Below are 24159 nucleotides of genomic sequence, written 5' to 3'. Positions count from 1 at the left end.
TCCCATCGAGTCGAGCTCGGCAGCGTCACTGTCTTAACACGGAGCGTAGAGCCGCTGGTGCTGTCTCGGTGGATGTTTGAAAAGTTGGGAGGTCGTGCGGGGGAGTCAGTTCCCAGTCTGGCGCTGCGTCGTTCGACATAGCTGGACGGCGTGAGCGGGGTGCTCTGTCACAGCGGTCCCATCGTCCCAGCAGGGCCCCTGACCTGCTGTTCTTGGGTGAGACAGGCCTGGGGCGGACGAGGGGTGCCCGTGGAGCGCTCAGTTGCTTCGGCTAAGCGTTGTCCCGTAACTGGACGGCGCCCCCTTGTCGATCCCGGATCGGACCGTGTCGGTGGCTGGTGACAGGATCCACGGGTGCTGATCAAGGGATACGACGTCGGCCCGTTGGCGCCGGGCGAGTCACTGCTGGTCCACCCGGGCTTCTGGTCGAACTACCTCTTGGTGATGTGCAGCGACGGGGGGTGTGCCGAGCGCCCGGTTCCGGAGTGGTTCGGTGAGGACGGCGCTGATGCCGATGCCCTGTCCGAGGTCCTCTTCGATCCTGAGCACTGGCCAGTGTTCAGGATGCCGGCAGAAGATGGCCCCGGAGCCGTGGTGATCTACCGCAACCTGGATGGCGATTACGGCACCGACTACCTCCTCACCCACCCAGGCAGAGGCTACGTCGAGCAGATCGCCAGCTGGGACGGAGATTTCTCGGGCACTGGGCTGACATGGCACGAACTGATCCGGATCGCTGACAGCCCGTCCCTTGCGGACGAAGGCGTCCAGGACACAGCCACCCGCTTCCTGCTGCTGCTTCCCCTCCTCACCGACCTGGACGTGCCGGAAACAGCATCGGCAAGGCTCATCGCCGTCCTGACTGCAATCGGCGCGCCGCAAGACACTTCCTCCCTCGCGGCGGAGCATCTGCCGGCCCACCTTACGAGGAGATCCCGACACGACCCCGCGTGGACGTCTCCGCTGAGCGGCAGCTGAGAGGTGGGCCAAACCACTGATCACACCCATGGAAGATTCTTGGCATGGCTGGTGTGATCACGGCGTCGGTGTCTTCCTGGATAGCCCCGTTCTCCGGGCTGAGTCCTCGCACCTTCGGGAAGCTGGTGACGGTTCTGCGGCGCCAGGGTGCGGACGCGGTCCGCAAGGGCCGTCCTTGGAGCCTTCCTTTGGAGGACCGGGTCCTACTGGTCGCGGCCTACTGGCGAACGAACCTCACAATGCGGCAACTCGCTCCGTTGTTCGGGGTGTCGAAGTCGGCGGCGGACCGGATCATCGACCATCTCGGGCCGATGCTCGCTCTCCAGCCCCGCAAGCGGTTCGCCAAGGACACCGTGCTCATCGTGGACGGCACCCTGGTCCCCACCCGCGACCACACCATCGCAGAGCGGTCGAAGAACTACCGGTACTCCACCAACCACCAGGTCGTCATCGACGCCGATACCCGCCTGGTCGTCGTGGTTGGCCAGCCGCTCGCCGGCAACCGCAACGACTGCAAGGCATGGGAGGAATCCGGCGCCAAGGCCGCCGTCGGCAAGACCCTCACGATCGCCGACGGCGGCTACCCGGGCACCGGACTCGTCATCCCGCACCGCCGACATCGCGGCCAGGCCGAACTCCCGGACTGGAAAAAGGACCACAACAAGTCCCACAAGCAGGTCCGAGCCCGCATCGAGCATGCCTTCGCCCGCATGAAGACCTGGAAGATCCTCCGCGACTGCCGCCTCAAAGGCGACGGAGTCCACCACGCCATGCTCGGCATCGCCCGCATGCACAACCTCACCCTCGCCGGATAGACCAGCGGGCCACACCGCAGCCAACCATGCCTGAGACGACTCGGAGATCATTTACGGGACAGCCCTTAGGCGCAACATCACCTGCCTTGATCGCCTTGACAGGTTCCGCGGGCTGCTGGCGGTCTGATTCAGCGCTCGGCGCCGAACCGCCGCGCCAACTCCCGCTTGAGCACCTTGCCGCTGGGGCCGAGCGGGAACGCGTCGACGAACTCCACCAGGCGCGGGTACTTGTACGCGGCCATCCGCTCCCGGCTCCAGGCGACGATCTCCGCGCCGAGCGCCTCGTCCGGCGTCCGGTCCGCGCGCGGGATCACCACCGCGCACACCTCCTCGCCGTGCCGCTCGTGCGGGACGCCGATGACCGCGACCTGCGCGATCGCCGGGTGGTGCACCAGCATCTCCTCGAGCTCGCGCGGGTACACGTTGTACCCGCCGCGAAGCACCAGGTCCTTCTTGCGGTCGATGATCGACAGATAGCCGTCCGCGTCCTTCACCCCGAGGTCGCCCGAGCGGAACCAGCCGTCCACCAGCACCTCGGAGGTCGCCTCGGGCCGGCCCAGGTAGCCAGCCATCACATTGTGGCCCCGGATGACGATCTCGCCGACCTCGCCCGTCCGCAGCAGCTCGATCCGGCCCTCCAGGTCGGCCCTGGCGATCTCCACCTCGACGCCCCAGATCGGGCGGCCCACGGTGCCCGGCTTGCACGGCCAGGCCCGCTGGTTGTACGCGACCACCGGTGAGGTCTCGGTCAGCCCGTACCCCTCGTAGATCGTGCAGCCGAAGGTGGCCTGGAACTCCTCCAGCACCTTGACCGGCAGCGCCGAGCCGCCGGAGAACGCGCGGTCCAGGGGCGGGCGGAGCGGGGTGGCGGCGGCCGCGTCGAGCAGCGCCAGGTACATCGTCGGGACGCCCATGAACACCGTGCACCTGTGCGCGACCATGAGGTCGAGCGCGCCCGCGGCGTCGAAGCGGTCCGTCAGCACCATGCTGGCGCCCGCCCGGAAGCAGGTCAGCATGCCGCAGATCTGCCCGAAGGTGTGGAACAGCGGCAGGCAACCGAACAGCACGTCCTCGGCCCGGAAGTCGAACGGGGAGAGCATCCCGACGGTGACGTTCATGGTGATGCTCAGCTGGGTCAGCATCGCGCCCTTGGGCCGACCCGTGGTGCCGGAGGTGTAGAGGATCACCGCGAGGTCGTCGGGCGCGCACGGCCGGTAGGCGGCGATCGGTTCGGCGTGCTCGGCGAGCACGTCCAGCCGCGGCGCTTCGCACTCCGCGTCGGCCCGCACCGCGAGCAGCGGCACCTCGGCGATCTCCGCGCCCTCGCGCCCCTTGGCGAGCAACGACCCGGCGCAGATCAGCACGTGGGCCCCGCTGTCGCGCAGCACGTACTCGATCTCGGTCGCCTTGAGCAGCGCGTGCATCGGCACCACGACCGCGCCGAGCGCCAGCACGGCGAAGTAGGCCGCCGGGAACTCCAGGCCGTTCGGCAGCAGCAGCGCCACCCGGTCACCGGGGCGAGTACCCCGTTCGTCCAACACCGTGGCGTACTGCCGGGCACGGAACCATAGTTCACGGTACGTCAGGCGAGCTCCGGCGAACTCGATCGCCGGGTGGTCCGGACGTCGTACCGCCGACTCGGCGAGAACGGCTGCTACCGAGAGAGTCACCAAACCTCCGCTGATCGATTGCGGTCGAAATCAGCGACGACGGCGGCCGGGCGCGCCAGGGCCCCCGACCGCGGTCCCCGCCTCACGCCTGTGTGCGCGGGATGTCGAGATCCTGCCAGACGGCGTCCAGCGCCTCCGCGAACTCCTCGACATCGGCCGTGGTGTGCGTCGCGGACGGCGCGACGCGCAGAATCTCCTCGCCCTCCAGCACGCTGGGGGCGTTGATGGATTGCACATAGATGCCGTACCGGTCCAGCAGCAGCGCCGACGCCTGACGGCAGGTGGCGTCCTCGCCGACGAACGCCGAGACGATGTGCGACATCGGCGAGACGAACGGGATGCGCTGCTCGTCGAGCAGCCGGTGCAGCAGCTGCGCGTTGTTCCGCAGCCGCTCGCGCTCCTCGTCGGAGGCGACGAGGTGGCGGACCGCCGCGAGCGCGCCGGCGGCGATGGCCGGCGGCAGCGAGGTGGTGAAGATGAAGCCGCGGGCGAAGCTGCGCACCGCGTCCACCATCGCGGCGGGCCCGGCGATGTAGCCGCCGGCGGTGCCGAAGCCCTTCGCCAGGGTGCCCATCACGACGGTGAATTCGTCGGCGATGCCGTCCCGGGCGGCGATCCCGGCACCGCGCGGGCCGTACATGCCGACCGCGTGCACCTCGTCGATGTACGTGGTGGCGCCGTAATTCTCGGCGACGGCGGCTATCTCGGCGAGGGGCGCGATGTCACCGGACATCGAGTACACCGACTCCAGGACGATCAGCTTCGGGCGGTCGCCGTCGGCGCGGATCAGCTCCTCGAGGTGCGCGACATCGTTGTGCCGGAAGATCCGCTTCTCGCAACCGCTGTGCCGCAGCCCGTCGATGATCGATGCGTGGTTCAGCTGGTCTGAGTAGACCACGGTGCCGGGCATCCGGCCCGCCAGCACTGACAGCGCGGCGTCGTTGGCGGTGTAGCCCGAACTGAACAGCAGCGCCGCCTCCTTGCCGTGCAGCGCGGCGAGCTCCTGCTCCAGCAGGACGTGGTAGTAGTTGGTGCCACCGATGTTGCGGGAGCCGCCGGAGCCGGCGCCGAACGCGTCGACGGCCTCCTTCATGGCGGTCAGCACGGCCGGGTTCTGCCCCATGCCGAGGTAGTCGTTGCTGCACCAGACGCTGATCTCCAGCTCGGCGCCTGCCTGCCCCTCCCGGGCAGTGGCACTCGGGAACCGTCCGGCACGCCGACCGACCTCCAGGAACTGACGGCTGTGGTCGGCGAATTCCTTCATCTCATGAGTGAAGAAATCCAGGTGTGCGGTCATTATGCCACTCGCTCTCTGAAGAAGCCGCTGTCATATCGATCATGAGGCTGTCGATCGAACGGAATTTGGGAAGGTGGATCCGGCCTGGGACTCGATCCCCAGTAGCACCGGTGCGTTTGGGGCTGGTTGGCCGCCAACAGAGCGCCTGTAACGAGAGTCAGCCAGTCATCGGTCTCAGGCCGGTCAGGCCAGGATTTTCGACAGCATCCCCGCCAGGAGGACTGCCGAGATTGACAGAAACGTGGCCCCCGGTCCAAGTGGGAACCTGTCCCGCCGGATGGACCAACCCTGTCGCGCGGTCGCCGAGCCTAAGCCTGACCTGCGGAAACCTACCGATCACATCCGATAAGACAACGGCTTGTCAGCGAGAGCGCTAGCCAGTGCGACCAGCGTCTGCTTGTCCGGCTTGCCGGCACCGGTGAGGGGCAGTGCGTCGTAGAACGTCATCACGGCCGGTACGTGATTCGGGGACAGCTCGGCAGCGACGTGACCGATCAGCGTCCCGGAGTCGGCGGTGCTGCCCGGCCGCACCACGATGGCGGCGTGGATGTGCTCCACGCGGTCGTCGTCGACCACGCAGTACACCGCGGCCTGGGCGACCTCCTGATGGGTTAGCAGCGCGTTCTCCACATCTGTGGGACGGACCTTGATGCCGTTGGTCTTCATCACCTCGCCCATCCGGCCGTGCAGGCGCAGAAAGCCGTTCTCGTCGAGGGAACCGAGGTCGCCGGTGTGCACCCAGCCGTCGCGGATGGTCACGGCGGTCAGCTCCGGTTCGCCCCAGTAGCCGAGCATGGTGGACGGGCTCCGCACGCACACCTCGCCGATCTCGCCGGGTGGGACGTCACGGTCGTCGTCCAGGCCGCGGATGCGTACCTCCGCGGTCGGACGCCCGACGGTCCGGCAGAGTGCCGGGTCGGAGTGGTCCGGCGGGGTCAGGATGCTGATGGGGCTGGTCTCCGTGGTCCCGTAGATCTGGGTCAGCACCGGGCCGAACACCTCGACCGCCTCGGCCAGGCGGGCGGGAGCTGCGGGGGAGCCGACGTAGGTGATGTTCCTGATGCTCGACCGGTCGGTGGTGGCGATGTCGGGGTGGTCGACCAGCATGTACAGCTGCGGCGGGGTGATCGCCAGCGTGGAGATGCGGTGCTGTTCCACGGCCCGCAGCACTTCGCCCGCCTCAAACCCGTCGTGCAGGACGACCGTTCCGCCGGAGGCGAGCGCGAGGTCGACGACGGTACCGCTGGAGTTGCTCACCGGAAGGGTCGACAGGTACACGATGGGTTCCGGGGACTGGAAGCCCACCCGGGGGCCCACCTGCAGGTAGAGGCTGCGGACGCGGTACGGCATCGTGACAGCCTTGGGGCTGCCGCTGGTACCGCTGGTGCAGATCACCACGGCCGGTTGTTCGGGGTCGACCTCGACGGCGTCGAGGTCGAAGGCGTACGAGTCGCCCGACGAGAGGTCCAGGACATCGGGACCGAGGGGGCCGAGAGCGGCGAGACGCGGTGGCTCAGGCAGCCGGTCGCACAGCTCGCGGGCCGCGTCGACGTTCTCCTTGTCGATGGCGAGGAAGGTCGCCCCGGTCCTGCTGAGCATCTCCTGCCGGGCGGCGGCGGCCAGCTGATCGGTGGGATCCACCGCGTTCGTGGAGTGCAGGTGGACCAGGGTGGCCCCGGCGAGGTTGGCCGCGTAGCGGAAGATGATGGTCGCCGGGGTGTTGGTGACGGTTAGCACCGCCACAACCGGATCCTTGCCTTCCGCAATCGGGGCTCGGAGTTCTGTGAAGTGCCGACGCAAGATTTCCGCCGCGGTGAGAACGGCCTTGGAGAACTGGCCTGCGGTGAACTCTTCGCCTTCCCGCCACAGGGCAATCCGGTCAGGATCGGACGCCAGCGCCTCAAGCACCCGGCGGGCGTAATTCTCCTTCGAAGGCATCGGAACTCCATTCCGCCGACCCGTTTATTGATCGGTGTAGGATTACATGATCGCGAGAGCGTGGGCACTCGAAAATGTTGCTGGTTTCACGCGGCGAACTAGGCGGGAGAGTTGCTGTGACTTGCGCCCTGGGCCGCGGTGTTCACCGCTGCCTCCGGTGCCACGACGCCGGTTGCTCCCGGGTTGAACATCTCGGCTACCAGGAAGGCCAGGTCAAGCGCCTGGCCTCCGTTGAGGCGCGGGTCGCACGCCGACTCGTACCTGCGGTGCAGGTCATCGAAACCCAGATCGGCGCCGCCGCCGACGCACTCGGTCACGTCCTCGCCGGTCAGCTCGACGTGCAGTCCGCCGGCGTGGGTGCCGAGCGCCTGGTGCACCTCGAAGAAGCCGGCGACCTCGGCGAGGATGTCGTCGAACCGCCTGGTCTTGTGCCCGCTGGGCGCCTCGAAGGTGTTGCCGTGCATCGGATCGCACACCCACACCACCGGCGCGCCGGAAGCCGTGACCTTCTCCACGAGTTCCGGCAGCAGGTGCCGCACGCGGTGTGCGCCCATGCGCACGATGAACGTCAGCCGGCCCGGCCGCCGGTCGGGGTCGAGGCGGTCGATCAGGGCCAGCGCCTGCTCGGGCGTGGTGGCAGGGCCCAGCTTCACCGCGATCGGGTTGTCGATGGTCGCGAAGTAGGCGACGTGGGCGCCGTCGAGCTGTCTGGTGCGGTCGCCGATCCACAGCATGTGGCCGCTGCCCGCGTACCTTCGGCCGGAACGCGGCTCGTAACGGGTCAGCGCGGCCTCGTAGTCGAGCAGCAGTCCCTCGTGGCTGGCGAACAACTCCGTGGTGCGCGACGGATCGCCGCCGCGCGCGTCCTTGGAGGACAGTGCCCGGCCGATTCGACCGGCGAGTTCGCCGTAGCGTTCACCGGCAGCCGAGCGTGAGACGAAGTCTTGGTTCTCCTCGTGCAGTTGGCGTAGATCGGTGCCGACACGGGCGAATGCGCGCATGGCGTCCAGGGTGTAGCGCGAAGCGTCGTACATCCGAAGCAGCCGGGACGGGTCCGGCCGTCGTTCGGCCTGGCTGAAGCCGACGCCGTTCACCGCGTCGCCCCGGTAGACCGGCAGCGTGCGCCCGTCGACGGTCTCGGTCGGCCGGGATCGGGGCTTCGCGTACTGCCCGGCCATCCGGCCCACCGTGACCACCGGCACCGCCGACGCGTACGCCAGGATCACGGCCATCTGCTGCAGGAGGCGTAGTTTGCTGTGAATCGCCTGCGTCGAGAGGCGGCCGAAGCGTTCGGCGCAGTCGCCACCCTGCAGCAGGAACGCTTTGCCCTCTGCCGCCTGGGCGAGTCGTGCGGTGAACGTGTCGCACTCCTGCGGCGTGACCAACGGGAGCACGGCTGCCAGCTGATCCATCACGTCGCCGAGCTCAGCCAGGCTAGGCCACTCCGGCCGCTGATGGGCGACAAGTGTGCGCCAGTGCGCGGCGGCTTCGCCGGTGGGGGTCAACATGATCTCCGTCCGCTTCTCACGGCTCAACGGTGCGGGGCGGTCATGGGTGGACCATCTCGACGAGATCGTGGCTGATGCCCAGGTCGTCGAGCAGCAGCTGCAACGGTCCGGTGTCCCGCGCGGGCACGGGACGGGAGGCGGCCCACTCGCTCAGCTGATCGGTGTCGATCTCGAAGCCGCCCTGGGCCGCCACGGTCACCCAGGGGTCCAGGTCCGCGGAGCGGAACGCGGTCAGCCCGGCGACGAGCGCTTCGCGGAACGTCCGCTGCAGTGCGCTGTCCAGGTTCCGGTAGAGCGAGCCGCACAACTCACGGAACACCACCGCGTGTCCGCTCTCGTCCCGCCGGTGCAGATCGGTGGTGATCCGGTTCATCGGCTGGATCTCCTGGGCGGTGGCGAGTGTGGAGAGGAACCCGTTGATCGTCGTCTCGGCGGCCAGGGAGAACGCGATGTCGACGATGTCGCGGTCGAACCCGGACAGCCCGGCGCGGGTGGCTTCCAGCTCCCGGACGACCGACCAGACGCCCGGCGCGAACCGCAGGTCCGTCAGGTCGCGCCGCCTGCGGGTCACGCCGACGGCGTTGTGGCACATCAGGATGTGGTAGTGCTCATCGATGATCGTCTGGTGCAGCGCGTCGACGGCGACGTCGTCGTGGCGGACGGGGATCCGTTCCTGGAGCATCAACCGGCAGGCCGGCAAGATGATCTCGTCCTCGATGGCCGCGGTCTTGGCGTTGTAGGAGATCCACGCCGCGGACAGGATGCGCTCGCGAGCGTCCTGGTCGAGCCGGTCGGCACCCGGCAGTCCCAGCACCGGGACGAGGCGTTCGGGGAAGTCCGGCATCGCCGTGTCGAAGTGACCGTCGAGGTCGAGCTCGTCCTTCTTGACGGCCACTCGCTTCCCCCAGCGGCGCGTCAGCTGCACCAGCAAGTCGCGTTCGTACGTGGGCTCTTCACGTGCCGAGGTCATCGGGAAACCTCCTTCATGGGTTCACCACAGGAATCAGCGAGGCGTCGGCCGCAACGGCGAGCGCGGCCAGGCGCGACTGCCAGCGCTCGGCCGCTGCGGCGTCCGTGTCCTGGAACCGGCCCAGCCCCTCGGTGACCGGCCGGATGCCGTGCAGGGCGTTCAGCGTCCAGACGGGGACGCCGGCGAGATCCGACGCGGTGGCCTGCTCGGTGACGACCTGGTGCCCTGCCGTGGCGGCGAGCTCGCCGAGCAGGGCGCGGGTGATCCCGGGGAGCAGGCCGGGGCCGGGTGGTGGCCCGCACAGCGTGTCGCCCCGCCACCAGACGATGCTCGTGGACGCCCCTTCGACCACATGCCCTTCCGTCGAGACCAGCACCGGCTCGTCAGCTCCCGCCGCAGCCGCGGCAGCGCGTAGGGAGGCCAGGTGATCCAGGTCGGCGCCCTTGACGGCCGGCAGTCGACGGCGGTCGGGTCCCGCCGCGGTCCACAACCGAACGGTCGCGGTGCGCGGTGGCGCGGGGCGCAGCCACATCCACAGCCGCGTTCCCGACCCGGTCTCCACGAGTTCGACGCGAGGAAACCATCGGCCTTGCGCGGGCAGCGACTCGGCGACCGCCCGCAGGAACCGGTTCGTCCGTTCGGCTCCCGGTCCGCCGAACCGGTCGCAGGCCGAACCGAAGCGTTCGGCGTGCCGGTCGAGTCCCCGCACCCGCCCCTCGTCCACGAGCCAGGAGTCGATGACCAGCACCGTCCCGGCGGCGTCGGCCGTCGACCATCCGCCATCGGGGTCCCAGCACCGGCGGAGGCCCTGGTCGGTGGCCGTGCTCTTTGCCGTGTTCATCGTCGGGAGCCGCCCACGTCCGACACCGCCGGCGCACGCCAGGCGCGGAGCGACGCCGCCGCCTTGAGCAGCATCTCCTCGTACTCCTCGTGCGGGTGGGAGTCGAGCACTATCGCCCCGCCGGCTCCGATGGTCAACCGGTCACCGACACGGACCGCGGTGCGGATCACGATGTTCAGTTCCGTGCCGCCGGAGAGGCCGAAGTAGCCGAGGGCGCCGGAGTAGACACCCCGGGCCTCCGTCTCCAAGCGGTCGATGATCTCCATGGTGCGCAGCTTCGGCGCTCCGGTCATCGACCCGCCCGGGAAGCACTGCCGGGCGCAGTCCATCGCGCTGACCCCGTCACTGAGCCGTCCGCGAACGGTGGAGACCAGTTGGTGCACGGTCTCGTAGCTCTCGACGGCCAGGTACGGGTCGACCTCGATGCTGCCCACCTCGCACACCCGGCCCAGGTCGTTGCGCAACAGGTCGACGATCATCAGATTCTCGGCCTGAGTCTTGGCGCTGGAGGCGAGGACGGCGGCCAGTTCGGCGTCGCGCACCGGGTCGGCGTCGCGCGGTGCCGTGCCCTTGATCGGCTTGCTGGTGACCGTGCGGTCCCTCTCGATGCGCAGGAACCGCTCCGGCGAGGAGCTGAAGACCGTGACGTCGCCCAGGCGTAGGAGCGCGGCGTACGGTGCCGGGTTCGCCCGGCGCAGCCGCAGGTAGAAGGACGTGTCGTCGTCATGGAACGGCAGGTGCAACTTGTTGGTCAGGCAGATCTCGTAGCTCTCGCCCCGGTTCAGCTGCCGCTGGCACTCCGTGATGTCCGCCAGGTACTGGCTCCGGCCGCGGCCAAGGTACTCCTCGGCATTCGGGGGCGGGCCGGCGGCGGGTTCGCGCGGCGGCTCGACATCGGCCGGGTTCAGGCCCGTCAGGAGCGCGGACGTCCGTTCCACCCACTCCTGCGCGTCACGCCGGGTCTTCTCGTCGTGGACGGCCACCAGGTAGGTCAGTCCCTCCTGGTGGTCGACCGCGATGACGCGATCGGCGAACATCCAGATGGCGTCCGGCGTTTCGGCGGTGTGGCTGGCCGTGGCCCCGCATTCGGCCTTGAGTTCGTAGCCGAAGTAGCCGACGTAGCCGCCGGTCAGGTCGAACGGCAGGTCCGAGTCGGGGATGCGCCGGTCGCGCAGCCGCTGTTCGAGGACGTCGAACACGCTGCCGGTGACGATGCCGACGCCGTTCGCGTCGCGCACTTCCACTGTCCCGCTGCCGGTGCGGTAGGTCAGGACCTCGCTGAGCGGACCTGACGTGTCGCCGAGGAACGAGAACCGGGACAGGCCCTCCTCCACCCGGCTGCTGTCCAGCCAGAAGCAGTGCGGGGTGTTGTCGAAGAGCTTCAGAAAGATGGCCTCGGAATCGGCAGCGGTCGGCACGGCCGTGCTGATGATTCCCAGTTCCTCGACCGCGCCGGGCGTCTCGCCGGCCAGTGCGGTGCCGGTGTCGGTGTCCGTGTCCGTTCCGGTGTCGGAGGGCCGTTGTTTGTGCTGCGTCCGGCGGGTCAGATCGGCGAAGTTCCGCAGGATCTCACGCCCGTGCTGGGAAGCTATCGACTCGGGGTGGAACTGCACGCCCCACTGCGGCAGATCGCGGTGACGCAGCGCCATGAGTACACCGTCGTCTGCCCACGCGGTGGCGATGAGCTCCTCGGGCAGGGGCTCCTGCACGCACAGCGAGTGGTAGCGAACCGCGACGAATTCCCGCGGAATGCCGGCGAACAGCGGATCTCCCTCGTGGGAGACCTTGGCGAGGTGCCCGTGTCTCGGTTCGGGCGCGGCGACCACCGACGCTCCGGCCAGGTGCGCGATCATCTGATGGCCGAGGCAGACGCCCAGCACGGGCAGCGTGGTGCGACGCAGCAGGTCGCCGAGGAGGCCGACGTCGCGCGGGTTCTGCGGCCGTCCAGGGCCGGGCGAGACGACGATGTTGTCGAAGTCCTCCAGCCGCAGGCTGGACAACATCGGATCGTCGTTGACCATGACGACGGGCTCCTGGCCGTTGATCTCGGCGATCAACTGGTACAGGTTGAAGGTGTACGAGTCGTAGTTGTCCAGCAGCAAGGTACGCATCACGGGCCGTCCAAGATCTTCCGGAGCGTTCGGACGTCGCCCGGTTCCAAGGTGATCCCGAAGATCTCCTCGGGAGCGGAAAGCGTCTCGTCCTTGTCGAGTTCCCGGAAGGTCGCCGGCTCTGCGGGACGTATCTCCGTGAGAGTGCTGCCGACGAGGAGGTGCCTCACGTCGGGCTGAGTGCGCTGGAGGACCATCCGGTGGTTGAACGGCGAGCGCGGGTGAGTCAGGCAGAAATGGTTGAGGAGCTCGAAGTCCGACGGATAGCGCGCGTCGGTGGTGAAACCGTAGAGCTCTGCGGGACCCTCAGGTCGAAGGAACCGCAGCACGTGTTCACCACTCGGTTCCCGCACCACGTCGAAGGGCCAATCGCCGTCAAGCCGCGAGTTCTCGGCGAGGCGGATGGGGACGTGCGGCCCGTATGCACCGAAACCCACGTCGAAGATCCAGCGTTCGTCGTCGAGCTGCACGCACAGGGCTACGTGGAGTGCCGGACCGAACTTGTTCCCGGTGCGGATCCGTGTCCTGCCCGCGAACGCCGAGAACGTGAAGCCGATCCGGTCCAGCACTGCCGCCATCAGGACGACCTGTTCCAGGCACCAGCCGCCGCGGCCCTGTCGCACGATCTTCTCCTGGACGCTGTCCAGGTCCAACGGCACCGTCGGCCGCCCGAGCACCGCGTCGAGGTTGTCGAAGGCGATCGCGTCGACGTGGGCGGCGTGCAGACCCCGCAGCGTGGAGAGGTCCGCAGCCACGTCGCCCTGGTAGCCCACGCGGGTCAGGTAGGCGTCCAGGTCGACGCCACTGCCCTGCCACATCGAATCCGTCATACGTAGCTCATCCTTCATGTGAACTGCCCGGCGACCGCGGCCGCGAGAACGATCCAGCCGAAGTACGTGTTGGCGACGAAGGTGTCCCAGCACGATTGCGGATCATCCAGGTCCACACGTACGACCAGATAGGACAAGAAGATTCCCGCGAGCACGACGATCAGATAGAACGCCCACCCCATCGACGTCTGGGAACCGGCCCACAGCACGCCGCCGACGCTGAGCACGACGAAAATCGCCAGCCACGCCTTGGTGGCCTTGCCGAACAGCAGGGCGGAAGACCTGACACCGATGTTCCGGTCGTACTCCTTGTCCTGATGGGAGTAGATCGTGTCGTGAATCAGGGTCCAGAAGGCCCCGCCGGCGTACAGGCCGTACACCGCGAGCGGGTAGTCGGCGCTCCCGGTCACCGCCGTCCAGCCGATCAGCACGTAGACGCTCATCACCAGCGCCAGGAACGCCGAGGGCCAGAAGAAGATGCGCTTCATGAAGGGGTACGCGACGATCAACGGGTACGAGGCCCCGACGACCAGGGCTGTCCCCACGTTCGCCACCGCCAGGACCAGCAGTGCGACCACGGCCTGTGCGGCGGCGAACAGGAGTGCGTTCCCGACGCTGATCGTCCCCGACGCGACAGGACGCGACACGGTGCGGGCGACCCGGGCGTCGACGTCCCTGTCGACCACGTCGTTGACCGCGCAGGCCGCGCCGCGCACCAGCACCGCCGCGACAGCGACGACCACCACCGCCAGCAGGTCCGGTCGTCGCCCGGAGGCGAGGACGACGGCCCACAGCCCTGGAAGCAGGTACAGCACGTACCCCGTAGGCCGGTCCAGTCGCATCAACAGGAGATATGCGCGGACTGAATCCGGGCTCTTCGTGACTACGCCGGTAGATATCTTGTGCAGCATCAGGATCCAATCACCAGGTCACCGGAAGCTGGACCAACCCGCCGATCAGCGTGTTGTGGCGCAGCCCCAGCTCCTCCACACCGACAGCCAGACGCATGGTGGGGAATCGCGCGACGAGCTGGGTGAGCAACACCTGCAGCTGCATCCGGGCCAGCATCGCGCCGACGCAGGAGTAGGCGCCGCGCCCGAACACGAGGCTGTCCGCGGTGTTGCGAGCGACATCGATCCGGCCGGGGTCGGCGAAGGCCGTCTCGTCGTGGTTGGCCGCGATGATGTTCAGCAGTACGAAGTCGCCGGCCCGGATGGTGACTCCGTCGATCTCGAAGTCCGTCAGCGCATAACGGGGCATGCCGCCGTTGTGCGGGTTCGGCATCGACATCCGCAGGGTTTCCTCGACCGCGCCGGGGACGAGGCCCGGGTCGTCCAGCAACGCCTGCCACTGCTCGGGGTTGGCCAGCAGCAGCGACACGCAGGTGCCGATCCGGGCCACCGTGGTCTCATAGCCACCGAACAGCAACAACGCCGTCAGCCCGAGGATCTCGTTGTCGCTGATCCCCTCGGTCGCGCAGATCCGGGAGATCACGTCATCGCCGGGATTCTGCCGTTTGTCCGCGACGAGTTGCCTGCAGTAGCCGAACAACTCGCCCAGTCCCTGCTTGGACCTGACCGGGTCCCCGACGTTGGCGGCGTCCTGGATCCAGCTGCCGAACCGGTCCTTGTCCTCCCGGGGTACGCCCAACCACTGGCACATCACCTGAAGCGGCAGCGGCAGCGCCAACATCTGGCGCAGGTCCACCGGTGACTTCTGCCCGGCCAGTTCGTCCAGGAGCCGCCCGGTCAGTTCTTCGACGTGGGGCCGCAGCGCCAGCATCCGCTCGGGTGAGAAGTGCGGCTCCAGTAGCGCACGCAACCGAGCGTGGTCGGTGGCGAAGTCGCCCAGCAGGCCGGCGAGGAACGCCGACCCGCTGTCCTTCGCCGCGGCCTCCGGATCGGGATTGGAGCGGCTGAGCCGGCCATCGTCGAGCAGCTGCGCCACCTGGGCATGACCGGTGACCAGCCACGCCTCGACGCCCTCGGCAGTACGAACCCGATGGACCGCGCCCTGGGATTGGAGCCTGCGCAGCCCTGGCGCGAGTTGCAGCACATTCGTCTGCTCGAAAGGCAATTGAGCTGGGGTACTCACTGACGGCCTCCGCCGGAATCGAGGTTCAGACCACCTTGTCGAGGATGATCACGATGTACGTCATGGCGTGCGATTGACGATGCGGTCGAACAAGGCGGTCAGTTCGGCGGACGCGGTCGGGGACAGCTCGGCTCGTCCGAGGTGCTCCAGAGCCGAGTCCAGATGGCTGCGGGACAGCTGCTCGGCCGTGTGCCGGCTGCCGGACTCCTCGACGAGGTCGGCCATCTCCTGGAGGTCCGCTGCCGTGCTGCCGTCGGCGTGCCACAGCTGGCGCAGTCGTTCGCCGGCCGGGCTGTCGGTGGACAAGGCCGCCAGCACCGGAAAAGAAGGGTTGCGCCGCAGGATGTCGCTCCGGACGGGCTTGCCGGTCACTGCGGGGTCGCCCCAGATGTCCTCGACGTCGTTGAAGATCTGAAAAGCCAGGCCCAGATGCCGGCCTGCGCTGCGCAGGGCAGTCAGGACGTGCTCCGGTCTGCCCGCCCGCAACGCGGGCGTCACCAGCGCGCACTCCAGCAGCGCGGACGTCTTCTCCTCCACGATCCGGTCGTACTCCGCGATGCCTGTGCCCGGACCCAGCCGGACGGTGAGCTCGCGAGCCTGGCCCGCGAGAACCAGACCGAGGGCTTCGGCGAACAGGCTGGAGATTTCCGCACGGCCGGGGCCGGGGTCGGCGACGACCATCTGCAGCCCAAGAGCCTGCAACGCGTCCCCGGCCAGGATGGCCAGACTGGTGCCGAACACCTTCCACGCGGCCGGGCGGCCGCGACGCAGCTCGTCCGCGTCGATGATGTCGTCGTGGATCAGGGTCGAGTTGTGCAGCAACTCCAGTGCTGCCGCCTGGCACCGCACGTCCTCCGGCCGTAGGCCGACGCCATCAGCCGCCGCCATCATGAGGGCGGCGCGGGTCAGCTTGCCGCCCTCCGCACCGCTGGGGTCACCGTGTTCGTCGATGAAGCCGAGGTGGTAGGAGCAGATCCGGGCCAGGATCGGCTGCAGTGCGGAAGTCTGCTGCCGCATAACGGGCAGTACCGTGGATTGCACCATCTTCGGCGACAGGAAGGCTTGGAGCCCGGTCGACGAGGTGTCGAGTGCGCTGATCGGGATTCTCCTTCGGTCGCGCGCCTTCCCAATTCGTGGTCAGAGCCTACGCGCATGGCGTTCGCGAATTGCACCACTGGAAATCACTGCGCTGGATGGACGAATGATTGCGCAAAGCTCATGATCACCCGATCTCACTACAGGTCAATGCGTAGGCAGCTCCCGCAGCTACGCGCAATCCGGACCCGGAGTGATGCACCGGAATTTGCGTGATCGTTCCGCCTGTCATCCTGAACGACCTCTTCCGTCGTGTCAACGACGCGGCGTGGGCAGCTTCGACTTTAGGAAAAACCCCAAACGGAGACGGTGTGGGGACTGGATTGGAGTACTGTGCAGATTGGTAGCTGCTGGGCGGCACCCGAGGCCGTACTTCGAGTCCGGCTATTAAGCCGGCACCAAACGGCAGACAAGACTTCCTGAGAAGGGCTCGGTTTCTGTGCCGGTGTACGCCTGGCGATAGCCGTCATCGACCTCGCGCTGGAACAGCACGGCGCGCGCCGGACGTGCTCGACCTGCCCCCTGGTGGCCGAGGTGCACCAGGAGGCCCGCCGGTTCGCCCGCGACGGGCGGACGTTGCGACCCTGGGTCGCCCCGGCGGGCCGAGCAGTATCACACGACGTCACTGATCATTGCCGGGAATGGTTCACTGAAAGCTTGAGAGGCTGAATGGCTATGCCAGTTGATTCTGAGCAATTGCATGAAGTCAGGTCGTTCGACCCGTACGGCGCACATCGCGACGACCCGTATTCATTTCTGGCCGACATCGGAGAGACGGAACCGGTGTTCTACGCCCCTTTGCTCGGCGCGTGGTGCGTCACCCGGCGCGAGGACATGGTTGCCGTGCTGCGGGACGACCAAAGCTTCTCGGCGCGTGACCACAACCCTCGTCCCGCGGCCGCACTGCCCGAGGACGTGAGTCGGATGTTCCGCACCTGGCGCGGCGCTGATGCGGTGGCCGTCGGCTCACTCGACCCGCCCGAGCACGCCAGGGTCAGGGAAGTGCTCAACGCCGGGTTCACGCCGGCCAGGGTCAGAGCGTTCGAACCCACGATCCGTGCGATCGCCACCGACCTCGTCGAGCGTGCCGCGGTCTTGACGGAGTTCGACTTCATCTCGGCGTTCGCCGTTCCGTACGCCCTCGAGGTGATCTGCCGGCGCCTCGGGGTCCCGGAGGATTACTACGACCGCTGCCGCACGTGGTCCGAGCAGCGCATCGAGCTCATGATGTCGCAGAGCAACGCCGATCCTGAGCGGCTGCGTGAATTCGCCCGCGGGCTGATGGACTTCGGAGCGTTCGCCCGTTCACTCGTGCAGGAGCGGCTGGCCGCACCGCAGGACGACCTGATCAGTGAGCTGCTCCACGACGGCAAGGCGGGCCGCACGCTCACCGCTGACGAGGTTTCCGTCCAGGTCCCCACCCTGATCTTCGCGGGACACATGACCTGTGCCGAGGCGCTCGGCACGATCCTCTACCAGCAGCTTCAGTCACCCGGCGGCTGGGCCGAGGTCGTCGACCGGACGATCGCCGTACGGGACCTCGTCGAGGAGGGGCTGCGGTTCGACAGCCCGCTGGCGGGCATGTACCGGACCGCGGTCCGGGACGTAGTGGTCGGTGGCGTCCACCTGGCCGCGGGGAGTCGGCTGCTTCTGCTGTACGGAGCGGCCGGCCGGGACAGCCGCTCTCGCGCATGTCCGGCCGCGTTCAGTCCGGACAGCCGGTCTGCCACGCATCTCGCGTTCGGGCACGGCATCCACTTCTGCCTCGGAGCCGGATTCGCCCGCGCGGAACTGGAGATCGCGGTAGAGGCCATCGCCACCAGGATGCCGGGTCTGACCCTGGCGCCAGGGCAGCCGCCACATCACCGGCCAGTGTTTCCGCTTCGGGCGTTGACCGAGTTGCGGGTACGGCAGTGAGGACGGGCATCCGGGCGGTCGTCGGGGATCTGGACGACACGCTGACCCCTGCGGTGAGGACCCTGGGTTCCACAGATCCGGATGCCGGCTAGCCCCAGCACGGTGTGACGGCCCGTCAGTTGAACTGGCGGGCCGTTTCGGCTTGTCGGACTGCTGATGGGCCGTGCGGCAGGTCCGGTGATGCAGGATGGACAAACAACGAGGCCCTCCGGAAATCGAGTTGAGACGTCAGACATCTCGCTCAACCGCCGGAGGGCCCTGTTCAGGAAGCGTCAGGAAGTACCTCGACCCCAGCCTTGCGCCATGAGACGCCGAGCTGAGAACCGGGGACGGCGCCCGCGGTCAGGCGCGGACCGCGGTCAGGAAGAGGTAGCCGCTCTCCGGGATGGCCCCGAACCTGCGCACGTTGTGGATGAGCGACTCGGCGTGCTCCTCGCCGACCAGGTCGGCCAGCTTGTCGCGGACAGTATCAAAGGCGTCGGCCATGAGCCCGAGGGTACGGATGACGTTGTCGGTGATGTCACGGATCTCCACGTCGACGAAACCGTTGGCGGCCAACGCCACCCGGTATTCGTCCACAGTGCCCAGGGAGCGCACCGCGTAGTTCTCGGAGATGTGGTCCAGGACCACGCGTCCCTCAGGGCTGATCGGGTCGCGCTGGATGACGTCGGCGATGGCGAGGCGGCCGCCGGGGCGCAGCACGCGGGCGGCCTCGGAGAGCACCTGGGCCCGGTCGGGCATGTGCCACATCGACTCGAACGCCCAGGCCGCGTCGAACGAGCCGTCGGGGAAGGGCATGTCCATCGCGTCCGCGAACTGGAACGTGGCCCGGTCGGCGAGCCCGGCCTCGGCGGCGAGTTCCGTGGCCTCCTCCACCTGGATGTGGCTGACGGTGATGCCCACCACGTTCACGTCACAAGTGCGGACGAGCCGCTGCGCGGGGTAGCCGATGCCGCAGCCGATGTCCAGGACCCGCTGGCCGGCCTGTGCGGCGAGACCAGAGATCATCAGGTCGGTCAGGCGGTCCGTGGCCACCTCGACGGAGCTGTCGTCGGCCTCGTTCTCCCAGTAGCCGTAGTGGATATTGGGGCCCCAGACGGAACCGTAGATCCGACCGAACCCGTCGTACACGTTGCGGACGTCGCTGTGAGCGGGAGACTGTCCGAGCGTCATGAGGAACTCCGTATCGTCGTGAAGGTGGCGGGAAGTCGGCGGCGGTTCAGCCGTACCGGCGGTGAGCCCGCGAATGATCGTGTTGGTACGCCACCGCAGATCCTGCGGGTCGACCGCGAGCCACAAGCCGGGGAACGCGTCGAGGAGATGGTTGGCGACACCTAGGCGGCAGTCACATCGAAAGGCGGGCGGAAACCCGCTGCGCTGGGCTGGGCAACCCCAGCCCAGCGCCTGCGTGATCTACTGACAACCACTGGTAACCAGTGCTGCCAGGTCAACAAACTGGCTGTCTGCTACTCTTCGCGCTCACTTACGCTCGAAGCGCAAGAAGCCCAGCTGCATGCCTCCTGCTTGCCATTCAGCGCAGAGCGCCTGGTTCGCCAGCAGAGATATCCTCAGGTTCCTGCGGTCAACTGCAGAGAGGCTGCTGTCGGTGTCCAGTACCGCCTTCGTCCAGGCGACACTCTCCTCCCAGAACGGCAGGGTCTCTGACGTGGCGTCGACCTCATCGACCAGTTCGAAGCCCGCAGCCTGCGCGGCTTCTGCGTAGTCGAGCACCGTGGCCGGCTTCGTGTAGAAGTATTCGGCCCACACATCGGCCCCGTGAGGGCGTGTGATGAACACTTCCTCGATGCACACACTCGCGCCCGGACGAAGCACCTGCGCCAGACGCTCGAACCACTGCGGACGGTTGAAGTACCCGCTGCTCTCGATCGCTACTGCTGCGTCATAGGGGCCGTCCAGGGGGAGATGCATCGCATCACAGACCAGGGTTCGGACCCGCTCGTCCACGCCGCATTCCCGCGCGAACTTGTTGACGATCGGCGTGTGTTCCGGCGCATTGGTGACCGCCGTGACGTCGGCGCCGTACTCCTGCGCCCAGAAGAGCGAGCCCCCGCCGAGACCGCAGCCGACGTCCAGGATTCGCCCCGACAGCCGGTTTTCAGCGCCCCAGATCTTGGCCGCGTACCGCAGCAGACCCTCTTGGTGGTCCCGGATGCTGCGGCGAATGGCATCCGGCGTCACATCGTCGGGATGCAGCGGCGTTTCAGCCGAAGGGTAGTGACCCACGTGGTAGTGAATCCTGGGGCCGGGCCCGTATTTGCGGACAAGCCTGGCTGTTTTGTCGTCGTAGTACTGGCCAACGATTCTTACCTCGTCCTGAGGCTCCAGCGCTGCCTGAGGCGAACTCGAAAGTTCATCCAGCAGATTTGACACGGTCACTCCTCCAGAGCTCTGATGCCGACGACATTGGCGAATGGCCTGCTTCGGTCGTTGCGCTGCGCTCGTCATGAATTTTGGCGAGGATACGTGGTTTAACGAGGATCGCCGGACCGGATTCCGTGGCTTGCGGCACGAGCAGCGCCTCGTTCGAAATGCAGGGCCGCTCTCACGATCCGGAATCCTGAGTCGCCCAAAATTGAGCGGCGGCAATTGGATGCCATCCTGGAGGACAGTCCTGGTCGTGTCAACGACGCGGCGTGAGCAGCTTCGACTTTAGGAAAAACCCCAAACGGAGACGGTGTGAGGACTGGATTGGAGTACTGTGCAGATGGGTAGCTGCTGGGCGGCACCCAAGGCCGTACTTCGAGTCCGGCTATTAAGCCGGCACCAAACGGCAGACAAGACTTCCCCAGAAGGGCCCGGTTTCTACCGACCGGCGTGGATGCCCTGTTCGGCAACGCAGGCCAGGCGTTTCAACGCAAACGTCATGGCACGGAACGGAGTGGGATGAGTGACGGTAAGCGGGTCCTGCTGGCCGAGCCACGGAGTTTGTGTGCCGGTGTACGCCGGGCGATAGCCATCATCGACCTCGCGCTGGAACAGCACGGCGCGCCGATCTACGTCCGCAAGGAGATCGTGCATAACCACTACGTGGTGCGCGAGTTCCAGCGCCGGGGAGTCCGGTTCGTCGATTCCGAGCAGGAGGTACCGGAGGGCGCGGTGTGTGTCTTCTCAGCGCACGGCGTCTCCCCGCAGGTGCGGCAGAACGCGGAGGCACGCGGGCTGGACGTGCTCGACGCGACCTGCCCCCTGGTGGCCAAGGTGCACCAGGAGGCCCGCCGGTTCGCCCGCGACGGGCGGACGTTGCTGCTGGTCGGGCATGCGGACCACGAGGAGGTCGAGGGCACTTACGGGCACGCTCCCGACCAGACGATCATCGTCGAGACGGTTGCCGACGCGGAGGCACTGGACCTTCCCCCCGACGCAGCAGTCGCCTACCTCACCCAGACCACGCTCTCGGTGGACGAGACCAGGGACATCATCGCCGTGCTCCAGGGCAGGTTCATCGACCTGCGCGGGCCCGCCACCGACGACATCTGTTACGCCAGCCAGAACCGCCAGGACGGCATCCGGGCCATCGTGGACCGCTGCGACCTGGTGCTGGTGGTCGGTTCGACCAACTCCAGCAACTCGATCCGGATGGTCGAGGTGGCGCGCAGGCTCGGCGGCAGGGCTGAACTGGTGCCGGACGTGACGCACTTCGACCCCACGTGGCTGGCCGGCGTGAGCACGGTCGGCGTGAGCGCCGGGGCGAGCGCGCCGGAGATCCTCGTCGACCAGCTGCTCGACCGGCTCGCCGAACTGGGTTACGCGGACACGTCCGTGGAACGGGTGGCGACCGAGGACATCGTGTTCTTCCCGCCCACGCGGCTGACCGGAGTGGCGGACGCGCCGTGACCGGTCGGGACCGATCGTCGGCCGAACCGGCATCGCGCCGGGCAGTCGGCCCGAACTGACCGAGTGGGCGGCCGCGGCCGCCCACCACGCCCGGTGAGGAGCACTGTTCGACATGGCGCTGCTGGAAACCGTGCGCGACCCGGCGCGGCTGCGTGAGTTGACCGCCGGGGAGCTGCGCGACCTCGCCGGGGAGATCCGCGCGTTCCTGATCGAGCGGGTCTCCGCGACCGGGGGACACCTCGGGCCCAACCTGGGTGTGGTCGAGCTGACCATCGCGTTGCACACGGTGTTCGAGTCCCCGCGGGACCGGTTGCTGTGGGACACCGGGCACCAGTCCTACGTGCACAAGATCCTCACGGGCCGCCAGGCCGGGTTCGACCGGCTGCGTAAGTCGGGCGGGCTCTCCGGCTACCCGAGCCGGGAGGAGTCCGAGCACGACCTGGTGGAGAACTCGCACGCGTCCACCGCGCTGTCCTACGCGGACGGGCTGGCCAGGGCGGACGCCCACCTCGGCCGACGCGACCGGGCGACCGTCGCGATCATCGGCGACGGCGCGATGACCGGCGGCATGGCCTGGGAGGCGCTCAACAACATCGCGGGCGGGCCGGAGCGGCCGCTCGTCATCGTGCTCAACGACAACCAACGCTCCTACGCGCCGACCGTCGGCGGGCTGGCCGAGCACCTGGCCGACCTGCGCGCCGGGCGCGGGCCGGGCGTGTTCGAACAACTCGGGCTCGGTTACCTCGGCCCCGTCGACGGTCACGACCTCCCCGCCGTCCAGGACTCCCTGCGCCGCGCGGTCGCACTGGGCCGGCCGGTGGTGGTGCACGTGATCACCGCCAAGGGCAAGGGATCCCGGCACACCGAGACCAATGACCTCGATCTCGGTCACGCCGTCAAACCGATGGACCCGTACACCGGGCAGGCACTGAAGGTATCGCCCCCGTCGTTCACGTCGGTGTTCGGCGAGAAGCTGGTCGAACTGGCCGAGCAGCGCAACGACCTCGTGGCGATCACGGCCGCGATGACCGAGCCGACCGGGCTCCTGCCGCTGCAGCGCAGGTTCCCGCACCGGGTGATCGACGTCGGCATCGCCGAGCAGCACGCGGTCACGATGGCCGCCGGGTTGTCCATGGGCGGTGTGCACCCGGTGGTGGCCATCTACTCCACGTTCGTCAACCGCGCGCTCGACCAACTGCTCATGGACGTCGCGCTGCACCGCCGCCCGGTGACGTTCGTCCTCGACCGGTCCGGGGTGACCGGCGACGACGGGCCGAGCCACAACGGCATGTGGGACCTGTCGGTGCTGCAGGTGGTGCCGGGGCTGCGGATCGCGGCGCCGCGGGACGGCACCAGGCTGGCCGAACTGCTGGCTGAGGCGGTGGCGTGGCACGAAGGTCCGACACTGCTGCGGTTTCCCAAAGGCCCCGCCGGTGAGGACCTGCCCGCCACCGCCACGTTCAACGGGATTGACGTGCTGCGCCGTTCCGGCCGGCTAGACGTGCTGATCATCGCGGTAGGTGCGCTGGCCGGCCTCGCGCTCACCGTCGCCGACGGTGGGCGGGCACAGGGCATCGGGGTGACGGTGGTGGACCCGAGATGGGTCACCCCGGTCAACCCCGCGCTGGCCGACCTGGCCCGCCGCCACCGGCTCGCGATCACGGTCGAGGACAACAGCCGCGCGGGTGGTGTCGGTTCCGCGATCGCGCAGGCGCTGCGGGACGCCGACGTGCACACCCCGCTGCGCGAGTTCGGCATCCCGAGGCGGTTCCTCAGCCATGGCACCAGGGCCGAGGTGCTCGCCGCCTGCGGGCTGACCGCGCAGAACATCACCAGGGTCGTGGTGGGGCTGCTGACCGGCCTCGACGCCGCACCGGCGTCAGCAGACATCGACGACAGGGTCGTGGTGGGGCTGCTGACCGGCCTCGACGCCGCACCCGCGTCAGCAGACATCGACGACCCCGGCACCTGGCCGGTTCATTCAGGGGAGGAACATTGACGACCATCGATTTGGGAATGCCCTTGCCACGCAAGGACGAGGTCTCCCTCTCGATGGCCACGCGGCGGACCTCCCGCCAGATCATGGCGGGCACGAGGTGCCGGTTGGCGGCGTCGCGCCGGTGCCGGTGCAGTCGTGACCACCACGTCCACGGCCGACATCGACGCCCGTTGCAGCAGATCGCCGAGCCAGGTCACGGCTTGGCCCGCGCACTCGTGGCCGGTCAGCGTCTGACCTCCGA

Annotated in this window: 18 protein-coding genes; 5 read left to right on the top strand and 13 right to left on the bottom strand. The window is 68.0% G+C overall.

The window, feature by feature from the left end:
• Positions 1–354: 354 nt before the first annotated feature.
• Both ACFV04_RS12470 and ACFV04_RS12465 read left to right on the top strand, forming a co-directional pair.
• Complete coding sequence (locus ACFV04_RS12470) at positions 355–978, top strand: hypothetical protein (RefSeq protein WP_380528760.1); 624 nt, start codon at positions 355–357, stop codon at positions 976–978.
• 44 nt (positions 979–1022) lie between these two features.
• Positions 1023–1793, top strand: coding sequence for a transposase (locus ACFV04_RS12465; protein WP_380340392.1), 771 nt, complete (start codon positions 1023–1025; stop codon positions 1791–1793).
• Positions 1794–1921: 128 nt separating this feature from the next.
• On the opposite strand, the gene ACFV04_RS12460 is transcribed toward ACFV04_RS12465, so the two are convergent.
• From ACFV04_RS12460 to ACFV04_RS12410, 11 genes are all read right to left on the bottom strand, one after another.
• A complete protein-coding gene (locus ACFV04_RS12460) occupies positions 1922–3463 on the bottom strand; it encodes a long-chain fatty acid--CoA ligase (RefSeq protein ID WP_380528758.1) in 1542 nt (513 codons plus the stop codon).
• A gap of 82 nt (positions 3464–3545) precedes the next feature.
• Positions 3546–4760, bottom strand: a complete 1215-nt coding sequence (gene hemA / locus ACFV04_RS12455; protein WP_380528756.1) for a 5-aminolevulinate synthase — start codon at positions 4758–4760, stop codon at positions 3546–3548.
• A 336-nt stretch (positions 4761–5096) separates the two neighbouring features.
• Positions 5097–6698: a fatty acid--CoA ligase family protein gene (locus ACFV04_RS12450; protein WP_380528754.1), complete on the bottom strand. Its 1602-nt coding sequence runs from the start codon at positions 6696–6698 to the stop codon at positions 5097–5099.
• 98 nt (positions 6699–6796) lie between these two features.
• The gene (locus ACFV04_RS12445) at positions 6797–8206 is read right to left on the bottom strand and encodes a class II 3-deoxy-7-phosphoheptulonate synthase (protein WP_380528753.1); all 1410 of its coding nucleotides are present in this window, start codon (positions 8204–8206) and stop codon (positions 6797–6799) included.
• A gap of 40 nt (positions 8207–8246) precedes the next feature.
• Positions 8247–9176, bottom strand: coding sequence for a diiron oxygenase (locus ACFV04_RS12440; RefSeq protein ID WP_380528751.1), 930 nt, complete (start codon positions 9174–9176; stop codon positions 8247–8249).
• A 13-nt stretch (positions 9177–9189) separates the two neighbouring features.
• The gene (locus ACFV04_RS12435; RefSeq protein WP_380528749.1) at positions 9190–10017 is read right to left on the bottom strand and encodes an aminotransferase class IV; all 828 of its coding nucleotides are present in this window, start codon (positions 10015–10017) and stop codon (positions 9190–9192) included.
• The gene (gene pabB, locus ACFV04_RS12430) at positions 10014–12128 is read right to left on the bottom strand and encodes an aminodeoxychorismate synthase component I (protein ID WP_380528747.1); all 2115 of its coding nucleotides are present in this window, start codon (positions 12126–12128) and stop codon (positions 10014–10016) included. The genes ACFV04_RS12435 and pabB overlap by 4 nt, the downstream gene beginning before the upstream one ends.
• On the bottom strand, positions 12128–12958 hold the full coding sequence (locus tag ACFV04_RS12425; protein WP_380528745.1) for an arylamine N-acetyltransferase: 831 nt from the start codon (positions 12956–12958) through the stop codon (positions 12128–12130). Before ACFV04_RS12425 ends, pabB begins: the two co-directional genes overlap by 1 nt.
• Before the next feature lie 14 nt (positions 12959–12972).
• Positions 12973–13773 carry a UbiA family prenyltransferase gene (locus ACFV04_RS12420; RefSeq protein WP_380340418.1) on the bottom strand — a complete coding sequence of 267 codons (801 nt, stop codon included), beginning with the start codon at positions 13771–13773 and terminating at the stop codon, positions 12973–12975.
• 106 nt (positions 13774–13879) lie between these two features.
• The gene (locus tag ACFV04_RS12415; protein ID WP_380528743.1) at positions 13880–15034 is read right to left on the bottom strand and encodes a cytochrome P450; all 1155 of its coding nucleotides are present in this window, start codon (positions 15032–15034) and stop codon (positions 13880–13882) included.
• 78 nt (positions 15035–15112) lie between these two features.
• Positions 15113–16096 (bottom strand): polyprenyl synthetase family protein, encoded by a 984-nt coding sequence (locus ACFV04_RS12410; protein ID WP_380528741.1) that lies wholly within the window; start codon positions 16094–16096, stop codon positions 15113–15115.
• Positions 16097–16822: 726 nt separating this feature from the next.
• Between ACFV04_RS12410 and ACFV04_RS12405 the strand changes: the two genes are divergently transcribed.
• Positions 16823–18064, top strand: coding sequence for a cytochrome P450 (locus tag ACFV04_RS12405; protein ID WP_380528739.1), 1242 nt, complete (start codon positions 16823–16825; stop codon positions 18062–18064).
• A 342-nt stretch (positions 18065–18406) separates the two neighbouring features.
• On the opposite strand, the gene ACFV04_RS12400 is transcribed toward ACFV04_RS12405, so the two are convergent.
• Together ACFV04_RS12400 and ACFV04_RS12395 are read right to left on the bottom strand one after the other, a co-directional pair.
• Positions 18407–19237, bottom strand: coding sequence for a methyltransferase domain-containing protein (locus ACFV04_RS12400; RefSeq protein WP_380340430.1), 831 nt, complete (start codon positions 19235–19237; stop codon positions 18407–18409).
• A gap of 306 nt (positions 19238–19543) precedes the next feature.
• Complete coding sequence (locus tag ACFV04_RS12395; RefSeq protein ID WP_380528737.1) at positions 19544–20455, bottom strand: SAM-dependent methyltransferase; 912 nt, start codon at positions 20453–20455, stop codon at positions 19544–19546.
• A gap of 513 nt (positions 20456–20968) precedes the next feature.
• Here ACFV04_RS12395 and ispH point away from each other — a divergent pair.
• Both ispH and ACFV04_RS12385 read left to right on the top strand, forming a co-directional pair.
• A complete protein-coding gene (ispH, locus tag ACFV04_RS12390; protein WP_380528735.1) occupies positions 20969–21919 on the top strand; it encodes a 4-hydroxy-3-methylbut-2-enyl diphosphate reductase in 951 nt (316 codons plus the stop codon).
• A gap of 112 nt (positions 21920–22031) precedes the next feature.
• Positions 22032–23918, top strand: a complete 1887-nt coding sequence (locus tag ACFV04_RS12385; RefSeq protein WP_380528733.1) for a 1-deoxy-D-xylulose-5-phosphate synthase — start codon at positions 22032–22034, stop codon at positions 23916–23918.
• Positions 23919–24159: the final 241 nt, after the last annotated feature.

This window comes from Kitasatospora sp. NPDC059599, assembly GCF_042735125.1.
GTDB lineage: Bacteria > Actinomycetota > Actinomycetes > Streptomycetales > Streptomycetaceae > Kitasatospora.
Note: the sequence above shows the minus strand (reverse complement) of the source record. Positions and strands in the feature narration are given on the sequence as shown.

Excerpts from the sequence above, each read along its gene's own strand:
- ACFV04_RS12425 (WP_380528745.1), bottom strand. The coding sequence starts at position 12,958 with ATGACGGATTCGATGTGGCAGGGCAGTGGCGTCGACCTGGACGCCTAC.
- ACFV04_RS12410 (WP_380528741.1), bottom strand. The coding sequence starts at position 16,096 with ATGGTGCAATCCACGGTACTGCCCGTTATGCGGCAGCAGACTTCCGCA.
- ACFV04_RS12440 (WP_380528751.1), bottom strand. The coding sequence starts at position 9,176 with ATGACCTCGGCACGTGAAGAGCCCACGTACGAACGCGACTTGCTGGTG.
- ACFV04_RS12445 (WP_380528753.1), bottom strand. The coding sequence starts at position 8,206 with ATGTTGACCCCCACCGGCGAAGCCGCCGCGCACTGGCGCACACTTGTC.
- ACFV04_RS12385 (WP_380528733.1), top strand. The coding sequence starts at position 22,032 with ATGGCGCTGCTGGAAACCGTGCGCGACCCGGCGCGGCTGCGTGAGTTG.
- ACFV04_RS12465 (WP_380340392.1), top strand. The coding sequence starts at position 1,023 with ATGGCTGGTGTGATCACGGCGTCGGTGTCTTCCTGGATAGCCCCGTTC.
- ispH (WP_380528735.1), top strand. The coding sequence starts at position 20,969 with ATGAGTGACGGTAAGCGGGTCCTGCTGGCCGAGCCACGGAGTTTGTGT.
- ACFV04_RS12435 (WP_380528749.1), bottom strand. The coding sequence starts at position 10,017 with ATGAACACGGCAAAGAGCACGGCCACCGACCAGGGCCTCCGCCGGTGC.
- ACFV04_RS12400 (WP_380340430.1), bottom strand. The coding sequence starts at position 19,237 with ATGACGCTCGGACAGTCTCCCGCTCACAGCGACGTCCGCAACGTGTAC.
- hemA (WP_380528756.1), bottom strand. The coding sequence starts at position 4,760 with ATGACCGCACACCTGGATTTCTTCACTCATGAGATGAAGGAATTCGCC.
- ACFV04_RS12450 (WP_380528754.1), bottom strand. The coding sequence starts at position 6,698 with ATGCCTTCGAAGGAGAATTACGCCCGCCGGGTGCTTGAGGCGCTGGCG.
- ACFV04_RS12405 (WP_380528739.1), top strand. The coding sequence starts at position 16,823 with ATGCCAGTTGATTCTGAGCAATTGCATGAAGTCAGGTCGTTCGACCCG.
- pabB (WP_380528747.1), bottom strand. The coding sequence starts at position 12,128 with ATGCGTACCTTGCTGCTGGACAACTACGACTCGTACACCTTCAACCTG.